Source organism: Sorangium sp. So ce426 (assembly GCF_051475585.1).
Taxonomy (GTDB): Bacteria; Myxococcota_A; Polyangia; order Polyangiales; family Polyangiaceae; genus Sorangium; species Sorangium cellulosum_B.
On record NZ_CP150341.1, the window covers coordinates 2,821,846 to 2,838,698 of the forward strand.

The window sequence follows — 16,853 nt, forward strand, 5'->3', positions numbered from 1 at the left end:
CTACGCGGCCACCGAGAGCTTGTCCGGTACGATCTCCACCGCGCCGGCACAGTCGGCGCACGTGGCGAGCATCAGGCCGAAGGCGTCGGTGCGGTCAAGGCCGAGCTTGCGGCAGGTCTGGTCGAGGAGCCAGCCCTCGGGGAGAAGGTTCTCGAAGAAGGGGTGAAGGCCGCGGCTCTCGTAGGGCTCGGGGCGGAGCGGGAGGGTTGGGGAGAGGGGGATGGCGTCGGGACGGGCGAGGTAGGCGCGGTCGTAGGTGAAGCGGGAGCCGCCGGGGATCTCCTCGATGACGCCGGCGCGTGTGCCGTCGAGCGAGACGATGCCGCGGCGGGGCCGGCCGACCTCTAGGAGGGCGCGGTAGATGCGGAGCTGCTCCAGAGCTGCGGCGGCATCTTTGCGGACCTTGCTGCTCGTGGAGCGAGCAGCGAGGCGAGCGATGCGCGCCTCGTCGCGAAGCGCTTTCGCGGCGAGGAGGCGGGTGGAGCCGCGCTTGGAGTGCCGGGCGAGACGGACGAGGACGGGGCGCCATTCGGCATCGGGAAGGCTCTTGTCACGGAGATACGCGGCGGCGCGAACGCGGACGGCCTCATCGTCCGAAGTTGCAGCGAGCTGGCGAATATGACGGAGGGCTTCGGTTCTATCTCCGCCGTCGGGAGAGGGCAGCATTTGACAGGCCATCAGCCGGAGATTGTCACGGAAATCGCCCTCGATGAGACGCCAGAGTCCAGCGAGTGCCTCCGGTATACTGTGCGCGCGCTGGAATAGATTATAGAATGCAAGCTCTGCTTGGAAGCCTGTTCCATCGCGGATGAGCAGAATGAGTGCGTCGACGCCGAGTCGGCGTTCCGAATGGATATCGAGCAGAGCGTCCGCTGCCGACCGGCGGAGCTGAGCGAATAACGACTTGGAGAACGCTATCTCGCGCAATACTTCGATGCCACGAGGATCGTTGCGCGTGGCCATCCACTGCGCGATGACTATCCTCGCGTAGAGCCTCTTAACCTTGGTGAGATCATCCAGCGCGCGCGACAGGGCTTGCTGCACCGTAGTGTGCTCGCGAGCTAGTCTTTCTACTGTGGTAATGTCAACGCCTTTGAATAACGATTCGTCTCCTTCGCTGAAAAACGCTTCCATCCAAATCGAGAGGGCTTCCTCGTCGTGCCAATGTAGAGCGATCTCTCGGGCGACCCACTCCCTCACGCGATCGCTATCGACGTGGAGTAAAGAACGCACTTGCTCGCGAAGGGGCGGCACTTCCGCAGCCTCCAGCAAAAGTTCGAAGTTCTCGCTCGATACTTGGTCGCTCCCGGAGCGGAGCACGTCTACCACGGTGCTCACCGCTTCGCTTCGCCACTCGGGAATACGTAGCAGCGCGAGCGCCGCAGAGTAACGCAAGCGCGGATCCTCGTGGCCACGCATAACCGCGGCGACGAGGCTTGCTGCCCAGGCCATGCCACTGTTGAGGAGCGCGATCCACGCCTTGGTCTTTGTCGGTTCTTTGAGCTTCTCTATGGCGTCACGCAGTAATGATGTCTCGGCGGGTGTCCACTCTCCCAGGCGCCCTGCTTCCATGATTCCATTGCTTAAATGGGATTCGTTTGTCTGGTTGAAGACAAATTCTGTTAGTCGTGTGACGCGTTCTTGTTTTGTGCTAACCGCAAATGCGCATTGATTCAGTATAAAGAAATTGTTCTGGTCGTTGGGGTGCGGGTTTGCTTCGATGGCGGCGGCGATGATGCGTGCGGTGTCGGGCCATTCCGGTCCGCGCAGTCGGAGCGCCGAAGGGAGATCGTTCGTGGGAAACCAGGGGGTAAAGTGATAGCCGAGAATGCAATCGGTGAGCTTGCGCGCGAAAGAACGAACAGGCTCTTGATCGAGCAAGCGGATCTCGGCCATGCATCGAATTGCGAACGATGCGAAGTGGAATATTCTATATTCTTCAAAGGGATCCACGTCCTCTAGCACGGACTGCAGCAGCTCGATCACCTGCTGCGGGCGCTCCTCCTCGATCATTCCGCAGATCAGGGTCAACGTTTCCTCCCACGTCTGGTCTTGCCAGTTCTTCCTGAAGACGGCCTTGACCTCGTCGAGCCCCCATTCATGGGTCCGAAACCGAGCATGGATCTCCTCCGCGGCGAGGTATTCCAGGAACGTCTTGTGCACGAACCCGAATGTCTGCCCGCCGATCAAGGCGAGGATGTAGTTCCTCTCCCGCAGGTGCTGAATGAGCTGCTCGGCCCTCGCCTGCGCCTCCTCGGCTCTGATCCCGTATGCCTCGGCGCAGAAGGATGCCGCGAAGGCGATCAGGTCCCGCTGCCGGACGGCGTTGCCGCTGCCGCCCGTGAGCTCCGTCATCATTAGGAAGGCGAGCTTCCGCAAGAATCGCTTCTTGCTGGCCAGATCGAACTGGACCGCGCCGGCTGCGGCCAGGAGCTTGTTCGCTTCCCACTGCTCGGCCATGAGGTCGACGGCGCGCTCGTAGAGCCGGTGCCGCTGCCGGGGCAGCTCCGCGCCGCGGTTGAGCAGCGCGATGAGCGTGAGCAGCAGAGGATTGCTGCACAGCTCGCGCACGGGCCTGCTCTCCTTGAGCGTCTGGCGAAGGCGCTCCAGCCTCCGCGCCGCGGCCTCGGGCGCGCTGGGGAAGGCGAGGCCATGCCAGCGCTCCAGGAAGGCATCGATCTGCTGCGCATCGAATTCGCGCAGCGTGTAGGTCACAAATCCGGCTTGCTGGAAGAGCGGCTGTGCCGGGCGAGCGCCGACGATCCGGCTCGTCACTACGCCCCGCCCCGTGTAGCGGTCACGCAAACCCACGATCATGGCGGCGTAGTCCCGCCGGGCGTGCGGGTCAGCCACCTCGTCGAGCCCATCGAAGAGCCACAGGAGGCGCCCTGCATCTGCGAGCCGACGCAACGGTTCTCCGCGGAGCGAGAGGTTGCGTTCCCGATGGACCTCGTCGAGGTAATCGAAGAAGTCGCACGAGCGGCCCGCCTGCCGACACGAACGGTAATGAAGATCAAACCGGCGGAGCTCAATGCGCACCGGTACGCGGTCGGCGGGCAGGTCGCCGAGTGACTCGCCTGGAGCAGAGAGCCTGAGGACGAGCCAGCGCGTGAGCGCGCTCTTGCCCGCCCCTGGCGCGCCCAAGAGCAGGACCCAGGGTTCTCCCGGCGAGGTCACGACCTGATCGATCGGGCGTGGTGGACCGGTGAGGGCGATGCGAGCCATCGCATCCTCTGAGCGAGGCCGTCGCGGGACGCCGACGAGGCTCTCTTCCTCGAGCAAGTCGCCGCCCAGATCGCGCGGCAGAACCAGCTGCGGCGGCTCGCGCCGCGCGGTCTGGGGGAGAAAGACGTGCAGCAGATCGAGTCCCGCCGGGATGTCCGCGTCCTCGCCCATCGTCGCCAGGTCGAACAGCGCCTCCCGCCGGTACGCGTTCGCCCAGTGGCGGCGGTACGCATCGACCATCTGCGCGAGATCAGCGAGTGGCGCCACGGCGGCTTCAACACCACCCGAAAACGTTGCCGCGACCCGCTCGAACCCCACCCTTTTCTCGACCCGCCACGCGCGCCCCTCCGGGTCGGATCTCAAGCACCCGATCCACCGCTTCTGGTCAGGGACATAGGCTCGCGTGCCATACGCCAGCCGATCCGGGTAGACCTGCACGATCTGGTATTGATTCGGCACCTCCGGCGGCCGCTCCGGTACCTTCACGCCCGCGCTGCCGATCCCGAGGACCGGCACGTCGTTGTCGAGCCACCCCAGCTGCTCCTCGTGGAGGTGCCCGTGCACCACGAGGTTCAGGTAGGGCCGGAGCATCCCCTTCAGGTCCTTCGCGTCCTGCTTCGCGGCTTCGACCTCGCCCGGGTGAAGCGGATCGTGATGCATCGCCGCGATCCTGAGGAACCCCTGCTCCTTGTACGGCCGCAGCTTGCCCGCGAAGAACCGGAGCTGCTGTTCGCCGACGAAGCCGTAGTGGTCCTCGGGCCGATGGCTCTCGGCGATCGCCGAGTTCACGCCGGCGACCACCACCCGGAGGTCGGGGTACTCGAACAGGGTCCACGGCTCCGCCTCGGTGAACTGGATCCCCGTCTGCCCCTCGTAGAAGCGGGCGAAAAACTCCGCGTAAGGCCGCAGCTTCGGCCAGTACGGGAGCAACGGCCGCTCCTCGTTGCCCGCGCGCTCGGCGAAGTACGCCTCGCAGAGCTTCCAGTTGACGTCGTGGTTTCCGGGCACGACGACGACCCGGCGCGGCGGTAGCTCCGTGACCTCGGTCAGCCCGTGGGCGAACGAGAGGAGCTGATCGAACTGCGACTTCATGCCGTATTCGGTGAGGTCGCCGGTGAGGAGAACGAGATCCGGACGCGTCCCGTCCTCCTCCCGCAGCCGATCGAGGTCGTCGCGAAGGCGCTGGAGAAGACTGCCGGGCGAGCTCGGCCCTTCGAAGCGATGGTGCGGGCCGAACTGCAGATCCGACAGGTGCAGCAGGGTGACAGGCTTCCGATGGACCACGCTCCGCTAGCCTCCAGGCCGCGAGCGTACCACGACTCCTCTCGCTCGCCTGGCCGGCGGGCGAGCCCTACCTCGGCGCGCGGCGGGTCACGCGCGCAGCTGCCCGCCAGCGCAGGCCACCCGCGCGATTCGCATCAGAACGCGTTGTGTCCCGTGATCGCGTTGCCGAGGATCAGGCAATGCACCTCGTCGGTGCCCTCGTACGTGTACACGCTTTCGAGGTTGAGCATGTGCCGGATGACGGGGTAATCGAGCAAGATCCCGTTCGCGCCGAGCACGCCCCGCGCGGTCCGCGCGATCTTGAGCGCCCAGCCCACGTTGTTGCGCTTGCAGAGCGAGACCTGCACCGGGCTGATGCCGGTCGTGTCCTTCAGCCGGCCGAAGTGCAGCGCCATGAGCTGCCCCTTCGCGATCTCCGTCGCCATCTCCACGAGCTCCGACTGGATGAGCTGCCGCGACGCGATCGGCTGGCCGAACTGGACGCGCTCGCGCGCATAGGAGACCGCCGTCTCGTAGCAGGCGCGCGCGGCGCCCAGCGCGCCCCACGCGATGCCGAAGCGCGCCTGGGTCAGGCAGCCGAGCGGGCCCTTCAGGCCGACCACACCCGGCAGCACGTTCTCCTCCGGCACGCGCACCTCGTTCAGGACGATCTCGCCGGTCGGGCTCGCGCGCAGGCTCATCTTGCCGTGGATGAGCGGGGTCTCCAGCCCCTTCATTCCCCGCTCCACCACGAAGCCGCGGATGGACTCGGCCCCTCCGTCGTCGACCTTGGCCCACACAACGCAGAGGTCCGCGATGGGGGCGCTCGTGATCCACATCTTCGTGCCCGTCAGCACGTAGGAGCTCCCGTCCTTCCGGGCGCGGGTCTTCATCGAGCTCGGATCCGACCCGCTGTCGGGCTCCGTCAGGCCGAAACACCCGATCAGCTCGGCGGCGGCCATCTTCGGCAGCCAGCGCTGCTTCTGCGCCTCGGAGCCGTACTTCCAGATCGGATACATCGCCAGCGAGCCCTGGACGCTCACGAAGCTGCGCAGGCCGCTGTCACCATACTCGAGCTCCTGCAGCGCGAGGCCGTAAGCGACCGAGTTCATGCCGGCGCAGCCGTAGCCGGTCAGCGAGCCCCCGAGCAGGCCGAGCGCGGCGATCTCGGGGATCAGGTCGGTCGCGAACTCCTCGCGCGCGAACAGGTCCGCGGCGCGCGGCAGGTACCGCTCGCGCACGAAGCGACGGACGGCGTCGCGGATCATGCGCTCTTCCTCGGAGAGCAGCGGATCGATCGCCATGAGCTGATCGAGCGAGAGGGGCTCCTGGATGGCCATGGATCGAGCGTGTAGCGTGCCTTCGCGCGGCGCGGAAGGGGCAGCGCCGGCGGGCCGCCGGCTCAGGGGCGGATGGAGACGAGCGTGCCCTTCCGTAACGAGAGCGCGCCGTGCCACTCGGCCGGGACCTCGGGGGTCGTCCACTCGAACAGCCAGGCGGCGTCGAGCGGAGAGAGGTTCACACAACCGTGGCTGCGCGGGGTGCCGAAATCGTCGTGCCAGTAGGCCGCGTGGAACGCGAAGCCCTCCGTGAAGTACTGGACGAAAGGCACGTCGCGGAAGTCGAACGGATCCTCGTCCTCCTCGTCGCCGTCCATCGTGACCGTGACGTGCTTCGTGTGGATGCGGAACAGCCCCTGGATCGTAGAGCGCGTCGTCTTGGGGTCGCCGAGGCCGTCCGCCCCCGTCGAGACGAGCGTCACGTAGACCGGGCGGGTGCCCTCGTAGGCGACGAGGCTCTGCTTGTCGATCGAGACGTCGATCCACTTCCGCCCGCGCACCGCCCACGCTGGCGTCCTGGGGAGCGGGTCGACGCGCACGACCTCGTCCGAGCGGACGAGCGAGCCGTCCCGCGCCTCGAGGTAGTCGATGCCGCCGAGGCGCCGCGAGGCGCCGGACAGCGGGATCGCCTCGCGGAAGCGGAGCGGGGCGCGGGTGACGCCGCCCCGCTCGCCCGGGACGAGGCGCGCGGCGTGGCGGCGCCTGGCGAAGGCCACCGGCAAGGTGACGCCCTCCGGGAGCACCAGCCCGGCGAAGGCGCTCGGCCGGATGACGCGGGTGCGGTCGAGCGGCAGGACGGCGAGGTCGGTCGTCAGGCCGAAGCGGCGCCCGTCGTGATCGAACGTCGAGAGCAGGGCGAAGCCGGAGCGCGTCCGGGCGCGGCCCAGGACGAGCGCGTCGGGAGAGCGGCGATCGCCGGCGAGCCCGGGCGCCGGCCGCCCGTAGAGCAGGACCGAGGGGGTCGCGTCCGGAGGCGGCGGCGCGACGAAGTCAGGCGCGCGCGCGGCGGTCGCGGCGCGGAGCAGGTGCCCGCCGAGGTCGGGCTCGGCGCCGCGCTGCTCGTCCTCGTCCGGAAGGCGCGCATAGAGCGGCGGGGTGGGGGAGCGAGACATCACGTACGTGTAGGGCAGGCCGCCGAGCAGGGTTGTCGCGTCCCCTGCCTGCGTCGCAGCAAGTGCGTTTGCGCCGGGCTGCGTTGCAGCAAGTGCGGTCTCGCCCGGCTGCGTTGCGGCAAGTGTGTTTGCGCCGGGCTGCGTTGCAGCAAGTGCGGTCTCGCCCGGCTGCGTCGCGGCAAGTGTGTTTGCGCCGGGCTGCGTTGCAGCAAGTGCGGTCTCGCCGGGCTGCGTTGTAGCAAGTGCGTTTGCGCCCGGCTGCGTCGCGGCAAGTGCGTTTGCGTCCGGCTGCGTTGCGGCAAGCGCGGCCTCGCCCGCCTGCGCCGCGCCAGGCGCGGCCTCGCCCGCCTGCGCCGCGCCAGGCGCGGCCTCGCCCGCCTGCGCCGCGCCAGGCGCGGCCTCGCCACGAACGACCGGCAAGGGGGGCGAAGCGAACAGGCGGACAGGGCGGCGCGACGATGCCTCGACCGCGAGGTCGTGAACGTTGAGCGTCGCGCTGGCGCCGATGCAGACGTAGCCGTTCGGCTCGATGTGGTACCAGCCGTCGGCGCACGACGTCCTGCCGGACGGCTCCGGCCTGCGCGCGACCACGGCGCCGGCGCGCAGGTACCCGATGCGCCGGCTGGTCCAGCGCGGTTCGGCGAAGATCCACGTCTCCCTGGCGACGCTCGCGAGCTCGTGGACCTCCTCCTCGGCCGCCGTCGGCGAGGTGGCCGGGGGAGGATCGATCTCGGGCAGCTTGTCGGACCCGTCATCGACGAGCTCCGGCGGCAGCGCCGGCAACGCGAGCGGGTCGCCGCCCGGCGTCGCGGCGAGCGCGCCCGGCGCCGTCGCGGCCTCCTCGCCGGGCAGCGCGGCGTCCTCCGCGCGGGCGGCGGAGGGCGCCGGGGCAGCGACGGCCGGCGCGGCCGCGGCGAGCGGCGCGGTGACGGCGGAGGCGGGCGCAGGGGCCGGGGACGTCGCGGCGGGCTCGGAGGCAGGACGCGGGCAGCTCACGCTCAGCGTCGCGAGCGCCATCGCCGGCAGGAGGAAAACGCCTCTCACGCGCATGGAGCGCGCGTATCAAGGGGCGCCGGCGAGGGCCAAGTTCAAGGGGGGGTCACTCAGGAGAGCGGGAGGGCACGGGAGCGAGCGGCTCGCCGGCAGGAGGCGCCCGCCTGGGAGGCCCGGCAGGGCCGGCGGGCGCCCTCGCGCGATGTGCGCGGCGGACCCGCGCCCGCCGGCTTCACCAGCGCGGCGCGCGGCGCGCGGTCGCCTCGCCGGGCCGCCGGCCGGAGCGGCGTCACGGGAGATCGCGCGCGCACGTCGCTGTGACGTAGTAGCGCCGCGAGGTGCCCGCGTAGGAAGCCCGAAAGTCCGTCGTCTGCTTGTACCCGGCGGCCAGGAAGCTGCCGCCGTGCATGAAGCGCGCGCTCGAGCTGTTGTCGAGCCGCGAGCAGTCGTTGCAGGGCATCAGCAGCTGATAGTTGTCCGAACCGTCACGGGTGGCCTTGTACGCGTTGCCAGCCAGGTCGAGCTGCCCCCACCGCCCGGCGCCCTGGGGGAACTTGCCGACGTCCGTGAGATCCGTGTGCGCGCAGGGATAGTTGCTCGGGTACGGCTCACCCAGGCAGCGGTTCGCTCCATCCCCCGCGACCGTGCCGTCGCCCTGGCAGCACCAGGAGGCATACCGTGTGACATCCGTGGAGCCGTCCTGGTTGACGCCGATGATGCTCTCGACGCTCGAGCCGCCCCACGGGAACATGCGCTGCTCGTCGCCGCCGGCAGAGGCGTAGTTGAGCTCCGCCTGGGTCGGCAGCCGGCCGCCGTCCCACGCGCAGAACGCGAACAGCTCGTACCACGTCGCGCAGACGATCGGCTTCTTCTCCTTGGCTCCCGGCGTGTCGCTCCAGGACGGCCATCCATAGGGATCGCAGATGAGCGCCGTCTTGAGCGCGCCCGTGCTGGCCGCGAGATACCCGTTCCACGACGGGTCCCAGCCGCTGTTCGCGATCTTCGGGTGCGCACCCGCGCCGGCGGCCGGCGGGTTGGCCTGGGTCGGGCCGCCGGTCTGCTCGAGGTACTGCCGGAAGCGCCCCACCGTGACCGTGTACTTGTCGAGGTAGAAGCTGCTGACCGTCGCCGGAAGACCCGCGTTGTTGAGCCGGTTGAACGTGCCGCCCGGGACCGGAAGGGTCGAGCAGCAATTATCGCCCCCCTCGACGCCGCAATTGGCACCTGCGCCAGGAGTGCTGCTGTTGCAGCTGATCGGCAGGCCAGGCACGCCGCCCCCGCCTCCGCCGCCCGCGCCGCCGGCACCCCCCGCACCCCCCGCGCCGCCCGCGCCGCCGGCACCCCCCGCGCCGCCCGCGCTGCTGGAGCTCGACGTCGTGGTGGAGGTCGTCGAGGAGCTGGAGCTCGACGTCGTGGCGGAGGTCGTCGAGGAGCTGGAGCTCGACGTCGTGGCGGAGGTCGTCGAGGAGCTGGAGCTCGACGTCGTGGCGGAGGTCGTCGAGGAGCTGGAGCTCGACGTCGCCGTCGTGCCCCCCGTCTCGCTGTCGTAGCAGACGCGTAGATACGGCCGCCGATCCAGCGAGCTCTCGCTCGTTCGGATGTGGGTGCGATTCAGGGTTTGCTCGAAGAACACGCCGTTGTTCGAGACGGTGCCGTTCACCCAGCTCTGCACGGTGCTGGTGAGGCTGAGCGTGTGGTAAGTATACGTGTATCCCGAGCTCGCCGTGAGGGTCCCCAGGACGGTGGGATCCCAGGCGGTCGAGTGCGAGTTCCACGTCACGGTGTTCTCGTCCCAGGGCGTCGTGACCCGGTGCACGCGCATCACGTCGGGGGTCGAGGCGCCGAGGTTGAGGTAGAGATCCGCCGAGACGATGGTGGCGTCGGCAGGGATCGACGAGAGATCGAACGCGATCAGCCCACGCAGCTGGGAGCCGGAGCTCTCGCCAGCGTACATGTCGGCTCCGGTGGGGGTGTAGGTGGGGTAGGTCGAATTGATGAGGGCATCCTTGACCACGCCCGTCGTCCCGGTGCGCTGGAGAGTCACACAGACCGTCGCGGCCTGCTGCGCCTCACCGAGCAGCTCGTCACCTTCGTCTTGTGCGCCGACGCACCCGGCGAGCGCCGCGCCGGAGGCGGCGGCGAGAGACGCCAGGAGCAGATGCCGAGACCCTCTCATGATCGTTCGATTCCTCATGATGCTCTCCGATCCGCGTCGTCGGGCCAGCTCCGCCCGCGAGGCTGCGTGTGATGCCGTCGCGCAGGAACGCCAGAGAGCGCCCCCGCCAAAACCACCATCTGCCTGCGCGCCGTAAAGCATCACCTTCATCAGGTCAGCCGTCGGATCGTTCTGGCGTCAAACAGCGCGCGAGGAAAACGATACCGTTGTACGGCCTGGAATTGAACGCGTCAATTGGGAATCGAGGATTGTCGTCAAAATCCTGTTGATGTTGCTTGTGACGTCGGAGCAAAACTAAGCATTATTGATCGAGTGCTTGGTGATTGTCGAGCGCCGCGAGGCGCATCTGCAATGCCGCTCACGTTTGCTCACGTTCTGCTCGCGGTTCGCCCACGTTTTGCCCACGTTTTGCCCACGTTTTGCCCACGTTTTGCCCACGTTTGCGCGTGCCGCGCGACATGAGCAGCCACATCAGTTCGAACGGCCTGAACAGCCTGATCCGCTTGCCGGGGCGCGTGAGTCGACGGCGGATTCTGCCGTTCAGGTGAGCGTGAGGGGGTGGTGCTGGGGCAGGAGTGCCTGCTTTTGTCTACCTGAGCGCTCGTTGGGTTACCTGCTGCTTCTTCCTGGCGCGGGTTCGTGGCCGGAAACGCCGGAGAGGCCTTCTTCGACCTCGGTGACAATCATCGTCGCGAGCAGATCGAGCAACGCGCGGCCCTCGTCCTCGGATGCCTCGCGCGGAGATCCCGTGTAGGCGGCGTCCATGCCCAGCGCGCGGAAGCTCTTCGCTCCTGCCTTGATGCCCTCCGACAGGCTCAGGCCGAGGTCCGGCAGGGCCTCGGCGATGTCTTTCCGGACGAGCGCGGAGGCCGCGGCGAGGACGAGCGATGTCTCGTAACGGCCCGCGTGGCAGGCGCCGCTCCGGAACTCCGCGGAGAGCGTCCGCGCCCAGCGGCGCGCGAGCGGGCACGCGACCGAGGCGCGGCCCAGGGGCAGGCCGCTGGTGGCGGCGCGGACGGCGCGGTCGTGCTCGGGCTCGAGGTGGTTGTTGATGAAGCAGACATGCGACAGGCCGGCCGACAGGTAGGCCTCGGCGACGGCGCGCAGAAAGGCGGTGAGCGCGGGGGCCGGGATCGAGATGGCGCCGGCGAAGCCCGCCGCGAAGTCGGTCACGCCATAACCGACGGACGGGGCGAGGAGCGCGGCGACGCCGCGCGCCCACAGCCGGCGGCCGGCCTGCTCGGCCGCGGCCTCGCCGATGAGCGTGTCCGTGCCGAGCGGCAGGTGCGGGCCGTGCGGCTCGACCGACCCGACCGGCACGAGCGCGACGCACGGCGCGCCGCCCGACAGGAGCGCGGCGAGCTCCTCCGTCGTGAGCTCCGCGAGGCGCGGCGCGGCCTGCATGGGCTACAGGCCCGCCGGGTTCTCGCCGGCGGCCTCGCGCTGCCGGAGCGCCTTGCGATCGACCTTGCCGCGATCGTTCCTGGGGACGTCATCGACGAAGGCGACCCAGCGCGGGTACTTGTGCTTGCTCAGCCGGTCCTTCACGAAGGCCTTGAGCTCCTGGGCGAGCTCGGCCCGCCCCTCGCCGGTGGCGACGCGGCTTCGCGCGTCGTCGCGGACCACGATGAACGCCTTCGGCTTCACGAGGCCCGCCTCCTCGGCGCCGATCACGGCGGCGAGGCTGACGGCCGGGTGCTCGGTCAGGCACTCCTCCACCTCGACCGGCGCGACCCAGACGCCGCCCACCTTGAGCAGCTCGTCGGCGCGCCCGCTGAACCAGAGGTAGCCCTCGGCATCCATGCGGAAGAGATCTCCGGTGCGGCACCAGTGGCCGTGGAAGGTGCTCCAGCTCTTCTCGCGATCCTGGAAGTAGCCGAGCGCGACCGAGTCGCCCTTCACCCACATGACGCCTGTCTCGCCGGGCGGGAGCTCGGGCGCGCCCGGCCCGGCCGCGTCCGAGGGGAGGATCTTGATCGTGTACCCCTCCACGACGCGGCCGAGCGACCCCGGGCGCACGTCGCCGGGGCGGTTCGTGCAGTAGATGTGGAACATCTCCGCGGAGCCGATGCCGTCATAGACGTCGGCGTGGAACCGCGCGCGGAAGCGCTCGAGGAGCGCCGGCGGCAGCGCCTCGCCCGCGGACAGGTGGAAGCGGACGCTGGAGAGGTCGAGGCGCGGCGCGCCGCGCGCCGCGCGGGCGTCGTCGTCATCGAGCAGCTTGCCCATCATCGTCGGGACGTTGGTGACGACCGTCGGGCGATAGCGCTCGATGTACCGCGCGAGCGACTCCGGCGTCGGCCGCTCGACGAAGAGGCCCGACGTCGCGCCGACGGCGAAGGGGAACATCAGGTTGGTGCCCGTGGCGTAGCCGAAGAAGAGGCGCGGCACCGAGACGGTGATGTCGTCCCTGCGGTAGCCCACGGTCGCCTTGGCGTAGCGCTCGGTGTTGAAGGCGAAGTCGCGGTGCGTGTGCATGGCCGCCTTGCTCCTGCCGGTGGAGCCGGACGTGAAGAGCCAGATGGCGATGTCGTCGCGCCGGGTGGGCCGGGGGCCCGCCGGGGCGCGCTTCGCCGCGAGCGCCGCGCGCCCCTGCGCGAGGGCGCCGCGGAGCGAGGTGCCCCGCAGCGCCGCGAGGGCCGGCGAGACCGGGAGATCGGCCTCGAGATCGCCGCCGGTCGGGACCTCGGGCACCAGCACGACGGTGCGGACGTCCGTGGCCGCGAGCGCGCCTTGAAGCGCGAGCGCCTCGGCGACGCGCGGGATCGTGACGACCGCGGCGGCCCGCGTGTACTCGACGAGGTGCGCGAGGTCGGGCGCGGGCGCCTCGGGGTTGCCCATCGCCACGACGGCGCCGTGGCTCAGCGCCGCGAAGAAGGCCCAGACGAACGCGGGCGAGTCGTGCAGGACGATGAGCACCCGCTGCTCGAGCGCGACGCCCTCGACGGCGAGGTGCGCCTCGAGCATCCGGACCTTCTCGGCGACGTCGGCGTAGGTGTGCCGCTGATCGCCGAAGAGCAGCGCGACCTTGTCGCCGAGCCCCTCGCGCAGCCGATCGAACAGGAAGTAGTCGGCGAGGTTGAGCTCGTCAGGGAACGTCGGTGCGGTCATCGTCACGCCTCCATCGCGGCGCCGTGAGCCGGCGCTTTCCGCCCTCCGTGGTCGCGACCCCCGGCTCGTCGAGCCCCTCGCGATCCCAGAGCTGGCACGTCACGGGTCGGTGGCGCTGATCGAGCGCCTCGCAGTAATTGGAATAGATGCAACGTCGGACCTCCCCGCTGCGCCCGAGCCGCACCTTCAGGAACCAGTCGGGATCCGCGAGCGTCTGCCGTGCCGCCCCGATGAGATCGGCCTCGCCGCGCGCGAGGATCGCCTCGGCCTGGGCGAACGTGCAGATCCCCCCCGCCACGACGACCGGCGTGCCGAGGCCGGCCTCGCGCAGGGCGCGCCGGATCTGCGCCTGCTTCGGGACCTGCCGCCCGAACGGCCCCGCCGCGTCCGAGATCGCGGTCGGCATGCACTCGTATCCGCTCGGGCCGGTGTAGGGGTACGCGGCCTCGCCGACCTTGGGCTGCTTCGCGTCCTCGAACTTGCCGCCGGTCGACAGCGAGAGGAAGTCCATGCCGGCGCGCGCGAACGCGAGCGCGAAGAACGCCGCGTCGTCGACCCGGCTGCCCCCCGCGACGATGTCGTCGCAGAGGAAGCGGCAGCCCACCGTGAAGCGAGCGGAGACGGCGGCGCGCACCGCCGCGTACACCTCGAGCGGGAGGCGCGCGCGGCGCTCGCGATCGCCGCCGTAGCCGTCCGGGCGGGTGTTCAGCGCGGAAAGGAACGAGGCCATGGTGTAGGCGTGCGCGTAGTGGAGCTCGACCCCATCGAAGCCCGCCTCGCGCGCCCTCACGGCGGCCGCGGCGAAGAGGCCCGGCAGCGTCCGCGGCAGATCGCGGAGGTGAGGGAGCGCGACGTCGGTGACGCGCTCGCGCTCGCCGAAGCGCAGCGCCTCGAGCTCGCGGGGCGCGAGCACGGCCTCGAGCCGCGCGTCGTCGAGCGCGAGCAGCCGCTCGCGCACGTCGCGCTCCGGCGCGTCCCGGAGCGGCGGCTCCCCGAGCGCCGCGGACAGGGCGCGCCGGTGCGCGCCGGTGATCTCGAGGAACTCCCGCAGGAACCTGTCCTTCGCCGGGCGCCTGCGGATGCGGAGGAAGTCGATGAGCTGCAGGAACACGCGCGTCCTGCCGCCGCTCCGCGCGCGGACCGTCCGGACGAGCTCCCGGAGCCCCGGGACGAACCGATCGTGCCCGGCGCGGAGCAGCGGGCCGCTCGGCACGTCGCGGATCCCGGTCGCCTCGACCACGAGGGCGCCGGGCTGGCCTTCGGCGAAGCGGCCGTACCAGTCGAGCACGTCCTGCGTGACGACGCCCTCCTCGGTCGCGCGCCACGGGACCATCGCGGGCACCCACGAGCGCTCGGCGAGCTCGAGGCCCGAGGCGAGGCGGAGCGGCGAGAAGAGGCGCGCGCGCGCCGCCTCGCCCGCGCTCGGAGGCTCCTCGCGGGGCAGCGCGTGGCGGATCCGCTCCCGCGGCCTCCACATGGCTACCGCGCCCCGCCGCGAGCGCGCTCGTCGGCCGGGGGCTCCGCGGCGGCGCGCTCGAGGATGCCCTTCGCGATGATGAGCTTCTGGATCTCCGTCGTCCCCTCGTAGATGCGCAGCGGCCGGATCTCGCGGTACAGCCGCTCGACCTCGGTCCCCTCGATGACCCCCATGCCGCCGTGGAGCTGGACGGCGCGGTCGATGATCCGCTGCGCCGCCTCGGTGGCGAACATCTTCGCCATGGCCGCCTCGGTCGAGACGCGCGCCGCCGCGCCGGCCGCAGCCGTGTCGCGCTTGTGGGCCGCGCGGGCGACGAGCAGGCGGGCCGCGTCGAGCTCGGTCGCCATCTCGGCGAGGTAGGCGCGCACCATCTGCTGCTCCGAGAGGGGCGCTCCGAACTGCCTCCGCCGGGTGACGTGGGCGATCGCCTCGCGGAGGGCGCGCGCGGCCATCCCGTTCGCCGCCGCGCCGACCGAGATCCGGAAGGCGTCGAGCGTCTGCATCGCGAGCTTGAAGCCGCCGCCCACCTCGCCGAGCCGCGCGCTGTCGGGCACGCGGCAGCCGTCGAAGCGGAGCCGGCCGATCGGGTGCGGGACCGACATCGGCAGCGGCTCCGAGGCGACGCCCTCTGCGCCGCTGTCGACGAGGAACGCCGTGATCGCGGCGCGCCCGCCGTCGCGCGGCGGCGCGCCCGTGCGGGCGAAGACCACGAGGTGGTGCGCGAGCGGCACGTTCGAGATCAGCACCTTCTCGCCGTCGAGGACCCACCCGTCGCCCTCGCGGCGGGCCTCGGTCCTCAGCGAGGCGACGTCGCTGCCCGCCTCGGGCTCGGTCAGCGCGAAGGCCCCGATGCGCCGCCCCGAGAGCACGTCGGGCAAGATCGCGCGGCGCTGCGCGTCGCTGCCGGCCAGCACGATCGGGTACGAGCCGAGCCCTTGCACCGCGAAGATCGCGTCGGCGAGCGGGGCGACCTGGCCGAGCGCCTCGCGGATGAGGACCAGCGAGCGCACGTCGACGGCGGTCGCGTCCGCGGGGCGGCCGCTGCCGCTCGGCGCGCCGCCGAGCGCCTCGGGGACGAGGTGCGCGTAGAGCCCGAGCGGCTCGCCCATGCCGCGCGCCACGGCGGCGGCGTCGTGCGCCCTGGCGAGCCGCGCGAGCGGGGCGAGCGCCTCGGGCGTCAGCCGCGCGGCGAGCGCGGCATGGCGCTCCTCGAAGAAGACGGGGAGCTCGGCGGAGGAGAGCGCGAGCCCGCTCATACGCGGGGCGTCTCCTGGCCGGTGGACCGCGGGGTGGGGGGCGCGTCGGCGTCGCCGGGCGCGGCCGGCGCGTCGCCCAGGTCGGCGCCCTCGAAGCGCGGCGGGCGCTTCGCCCTGGTCGCCTCGTGGGCCTCGCGGAAGTCGGGGTGGGCCATGCAGATGGCCTGCGCCTGCGCCTCGGCCTCGATCGCGGCGGCGAGGGGCATCGTGCGCTCGCTCTCGAGCATCTGCTTGGTGATCGCGTGCGCGAACGCCGGCCCGCGCGCGAGGCGCTCGGCCCAGCCGCGCGCCACGCCCAGCGCGTCGCTGTCGGCGACGACGCGGTTCACGAGGCCGATGCGGAGCGCCTCGTCGGCGCCGATGAGATCGCCGAAGAAGAGCAGCTCGGCGGCGCGCCCCTGGCCGACGATGCGCGGCAGGAGGTACGAGGCGCCCATGTCGGCGCCGGACAGGCCGACCTTGGGGAAGATGAACCCGAAGCGGGCGCTCGCCGCGGCGATGCGCAGGTCGCAGGCGGCGGCGATCACCGCGCCCGCGCCGACGGCGACCCCGTTGACGGCGGCGATGACCGGGCGCCGGAGCTCGCAGATGCTCTGGATCAGCGCGCCGGTCGCGCGGGTGAACTCGAGCAGCCCCCGCGCGTCGCGCGCGAACAGCTCGGCGATGATCCCGTCCACGTCGCCGCCCGAGCAGAAGCCGCGCCCCGCTCCGGTGAGCACGACCGCGCGCGCGGCCGAGCGCTCGAGCGAGCGAAACGTGGCCGTGAGCTCGCCGTAGACCTCGAAGGTGAGGGCGTTCAGGCGGTCGGGGCGGCTCAGCGTGATCTCCGCGACGCCGCGGCTGATCTCGAGCTGGAAGGAGCGGGGTGTGAGGGTCATGGGCATCTCCTGGGTCCGGCGC

At 70.7% G+C, this 16,853-nt stretch carries 9 protein-coding genes; all 9 read right to left on the reverse strand.

Annotated features, from left to right (window positions below; all coding sequences use genetic code 11):
- The 9 genes from WMF44_RS10825 to WMF44_RS10865 all read right to left on the reverse strand — a co-directional run bounded on the left by WMF44_RS10825 (position 1) and on the right by WMF44_RS10865 (position 16,837).
- A complete protein-coding gene (locus tag WMF44_RS10825) occupies positions 1-4,509 on the reverse strand; it encodes a HipA N-terminal domain-containing protein (protein WP_437299044.1) in 4,509 nt (1,502 codons plus the stop codon).
- 134 nt (positions 4,510-4,643) lie between these two features.
- Positions 4,644-5,828 carry an acyl-CoA dehydrogenase family protein gene (locus WMF44_RS10830; RefSeq protein WP_437299045.1) on the reverse strand — a complete coding sequence of 395 codons (1,185 nt, stop codon included), beginning with the start codon at positions 5,826-5,828 and terminating at the stop codon, positions 4,644-4,646.
- Positions 5,829-5,890: 62 nt separating this feature from the next.
- Positions 5,891-7,990: a L,D-transpeptidase family protein gene (locus WMF44_RS10835; RefSeq protein ID WP_437299046.1), complete on the reverse strand. Its 2,100-nt coding sequence runs from the start codon at positions 7,988-7,990 to the stop codon at positions 5,891-5,893.
- A gap of 232 nt (positions 7,991-8,222) precedes the next feature.
- Positions 8,223-10,109: a DNRLRE domain-containing protein gene (locus tag WMF44_RS10840; RefSeq protein ID WP_437299047.1), complete on the reverse strand. Its 1,887-nt coding sequence runs from the start codon at positions 10,107-10,109 to the stop codon at positions 8,223-8,225.
- Between the two features lie 609 nt (positions 10,110-10,718).
- A complete protein-coding gene (locus WMF44_RS10845; RefSeq protein ID WP_437299048.1) occupies positions 10,719-11,513 on the reverse strand; it encodes a creatininase family protein in 795 nt (264 codons plus the stop codon).
- Positions 11,514-11,516: 3 nt separating this feature from the next.
- Entirely contained in the window at positions 11,517-13,220 is a 1,704-nt protein-coding gene (locus WMF44_RS10850; RefSeq protein ID WP_437299049.1) for a benzoate-CoA ligase family protein, read from the reverse strand.
- A complete protein-coding gene (locus WMF44_RS10855) occupies positions 13,198-14,697 on the reverse strand; it encodes an NADH:flavin oxidoreductase (protein ID WP_437299050.1) in 1,500 nt (499 codons plus the stop codon). The genes WMF44_RS10850 and WMF44_RS10855 overlap by 23 nt, the downstream gene beginning before the upstream one ends.
- 2 nt (positions 14,698-14,699) lie before the next feature.
- Positions 14,700-15,953 (reverse strand): acyl-CoA dehydrogenase family protein, encoded by a 1,254-nt coding sequence (locus WMF44_RS10860; protein ID WP_437299051.1) that lies wholly within the window; start codon positions 15,951-15,953, stop codon positions 14,700-14,702.
- Positions 15,950-16,837 carry an enoyl-CoA hydratase family protein gene (locus WMF44_RS10865; RefSeq protein ID WP_437299052.1) on the reverse strand — a complete coding sequence of 296 codons (888 nt, stop codon included), beginning with the start codon at positions 16,835-16,837 and terminating at the stop codon, positions 15,950-15,952. Before WMF44_RS10865 ends, WMF44_RS10860 begins: the two co-directional genes overlap by 4 nt.
- Between the last annotated feature and the right edge of the window lie 16 nt (positions 16,838-16,853).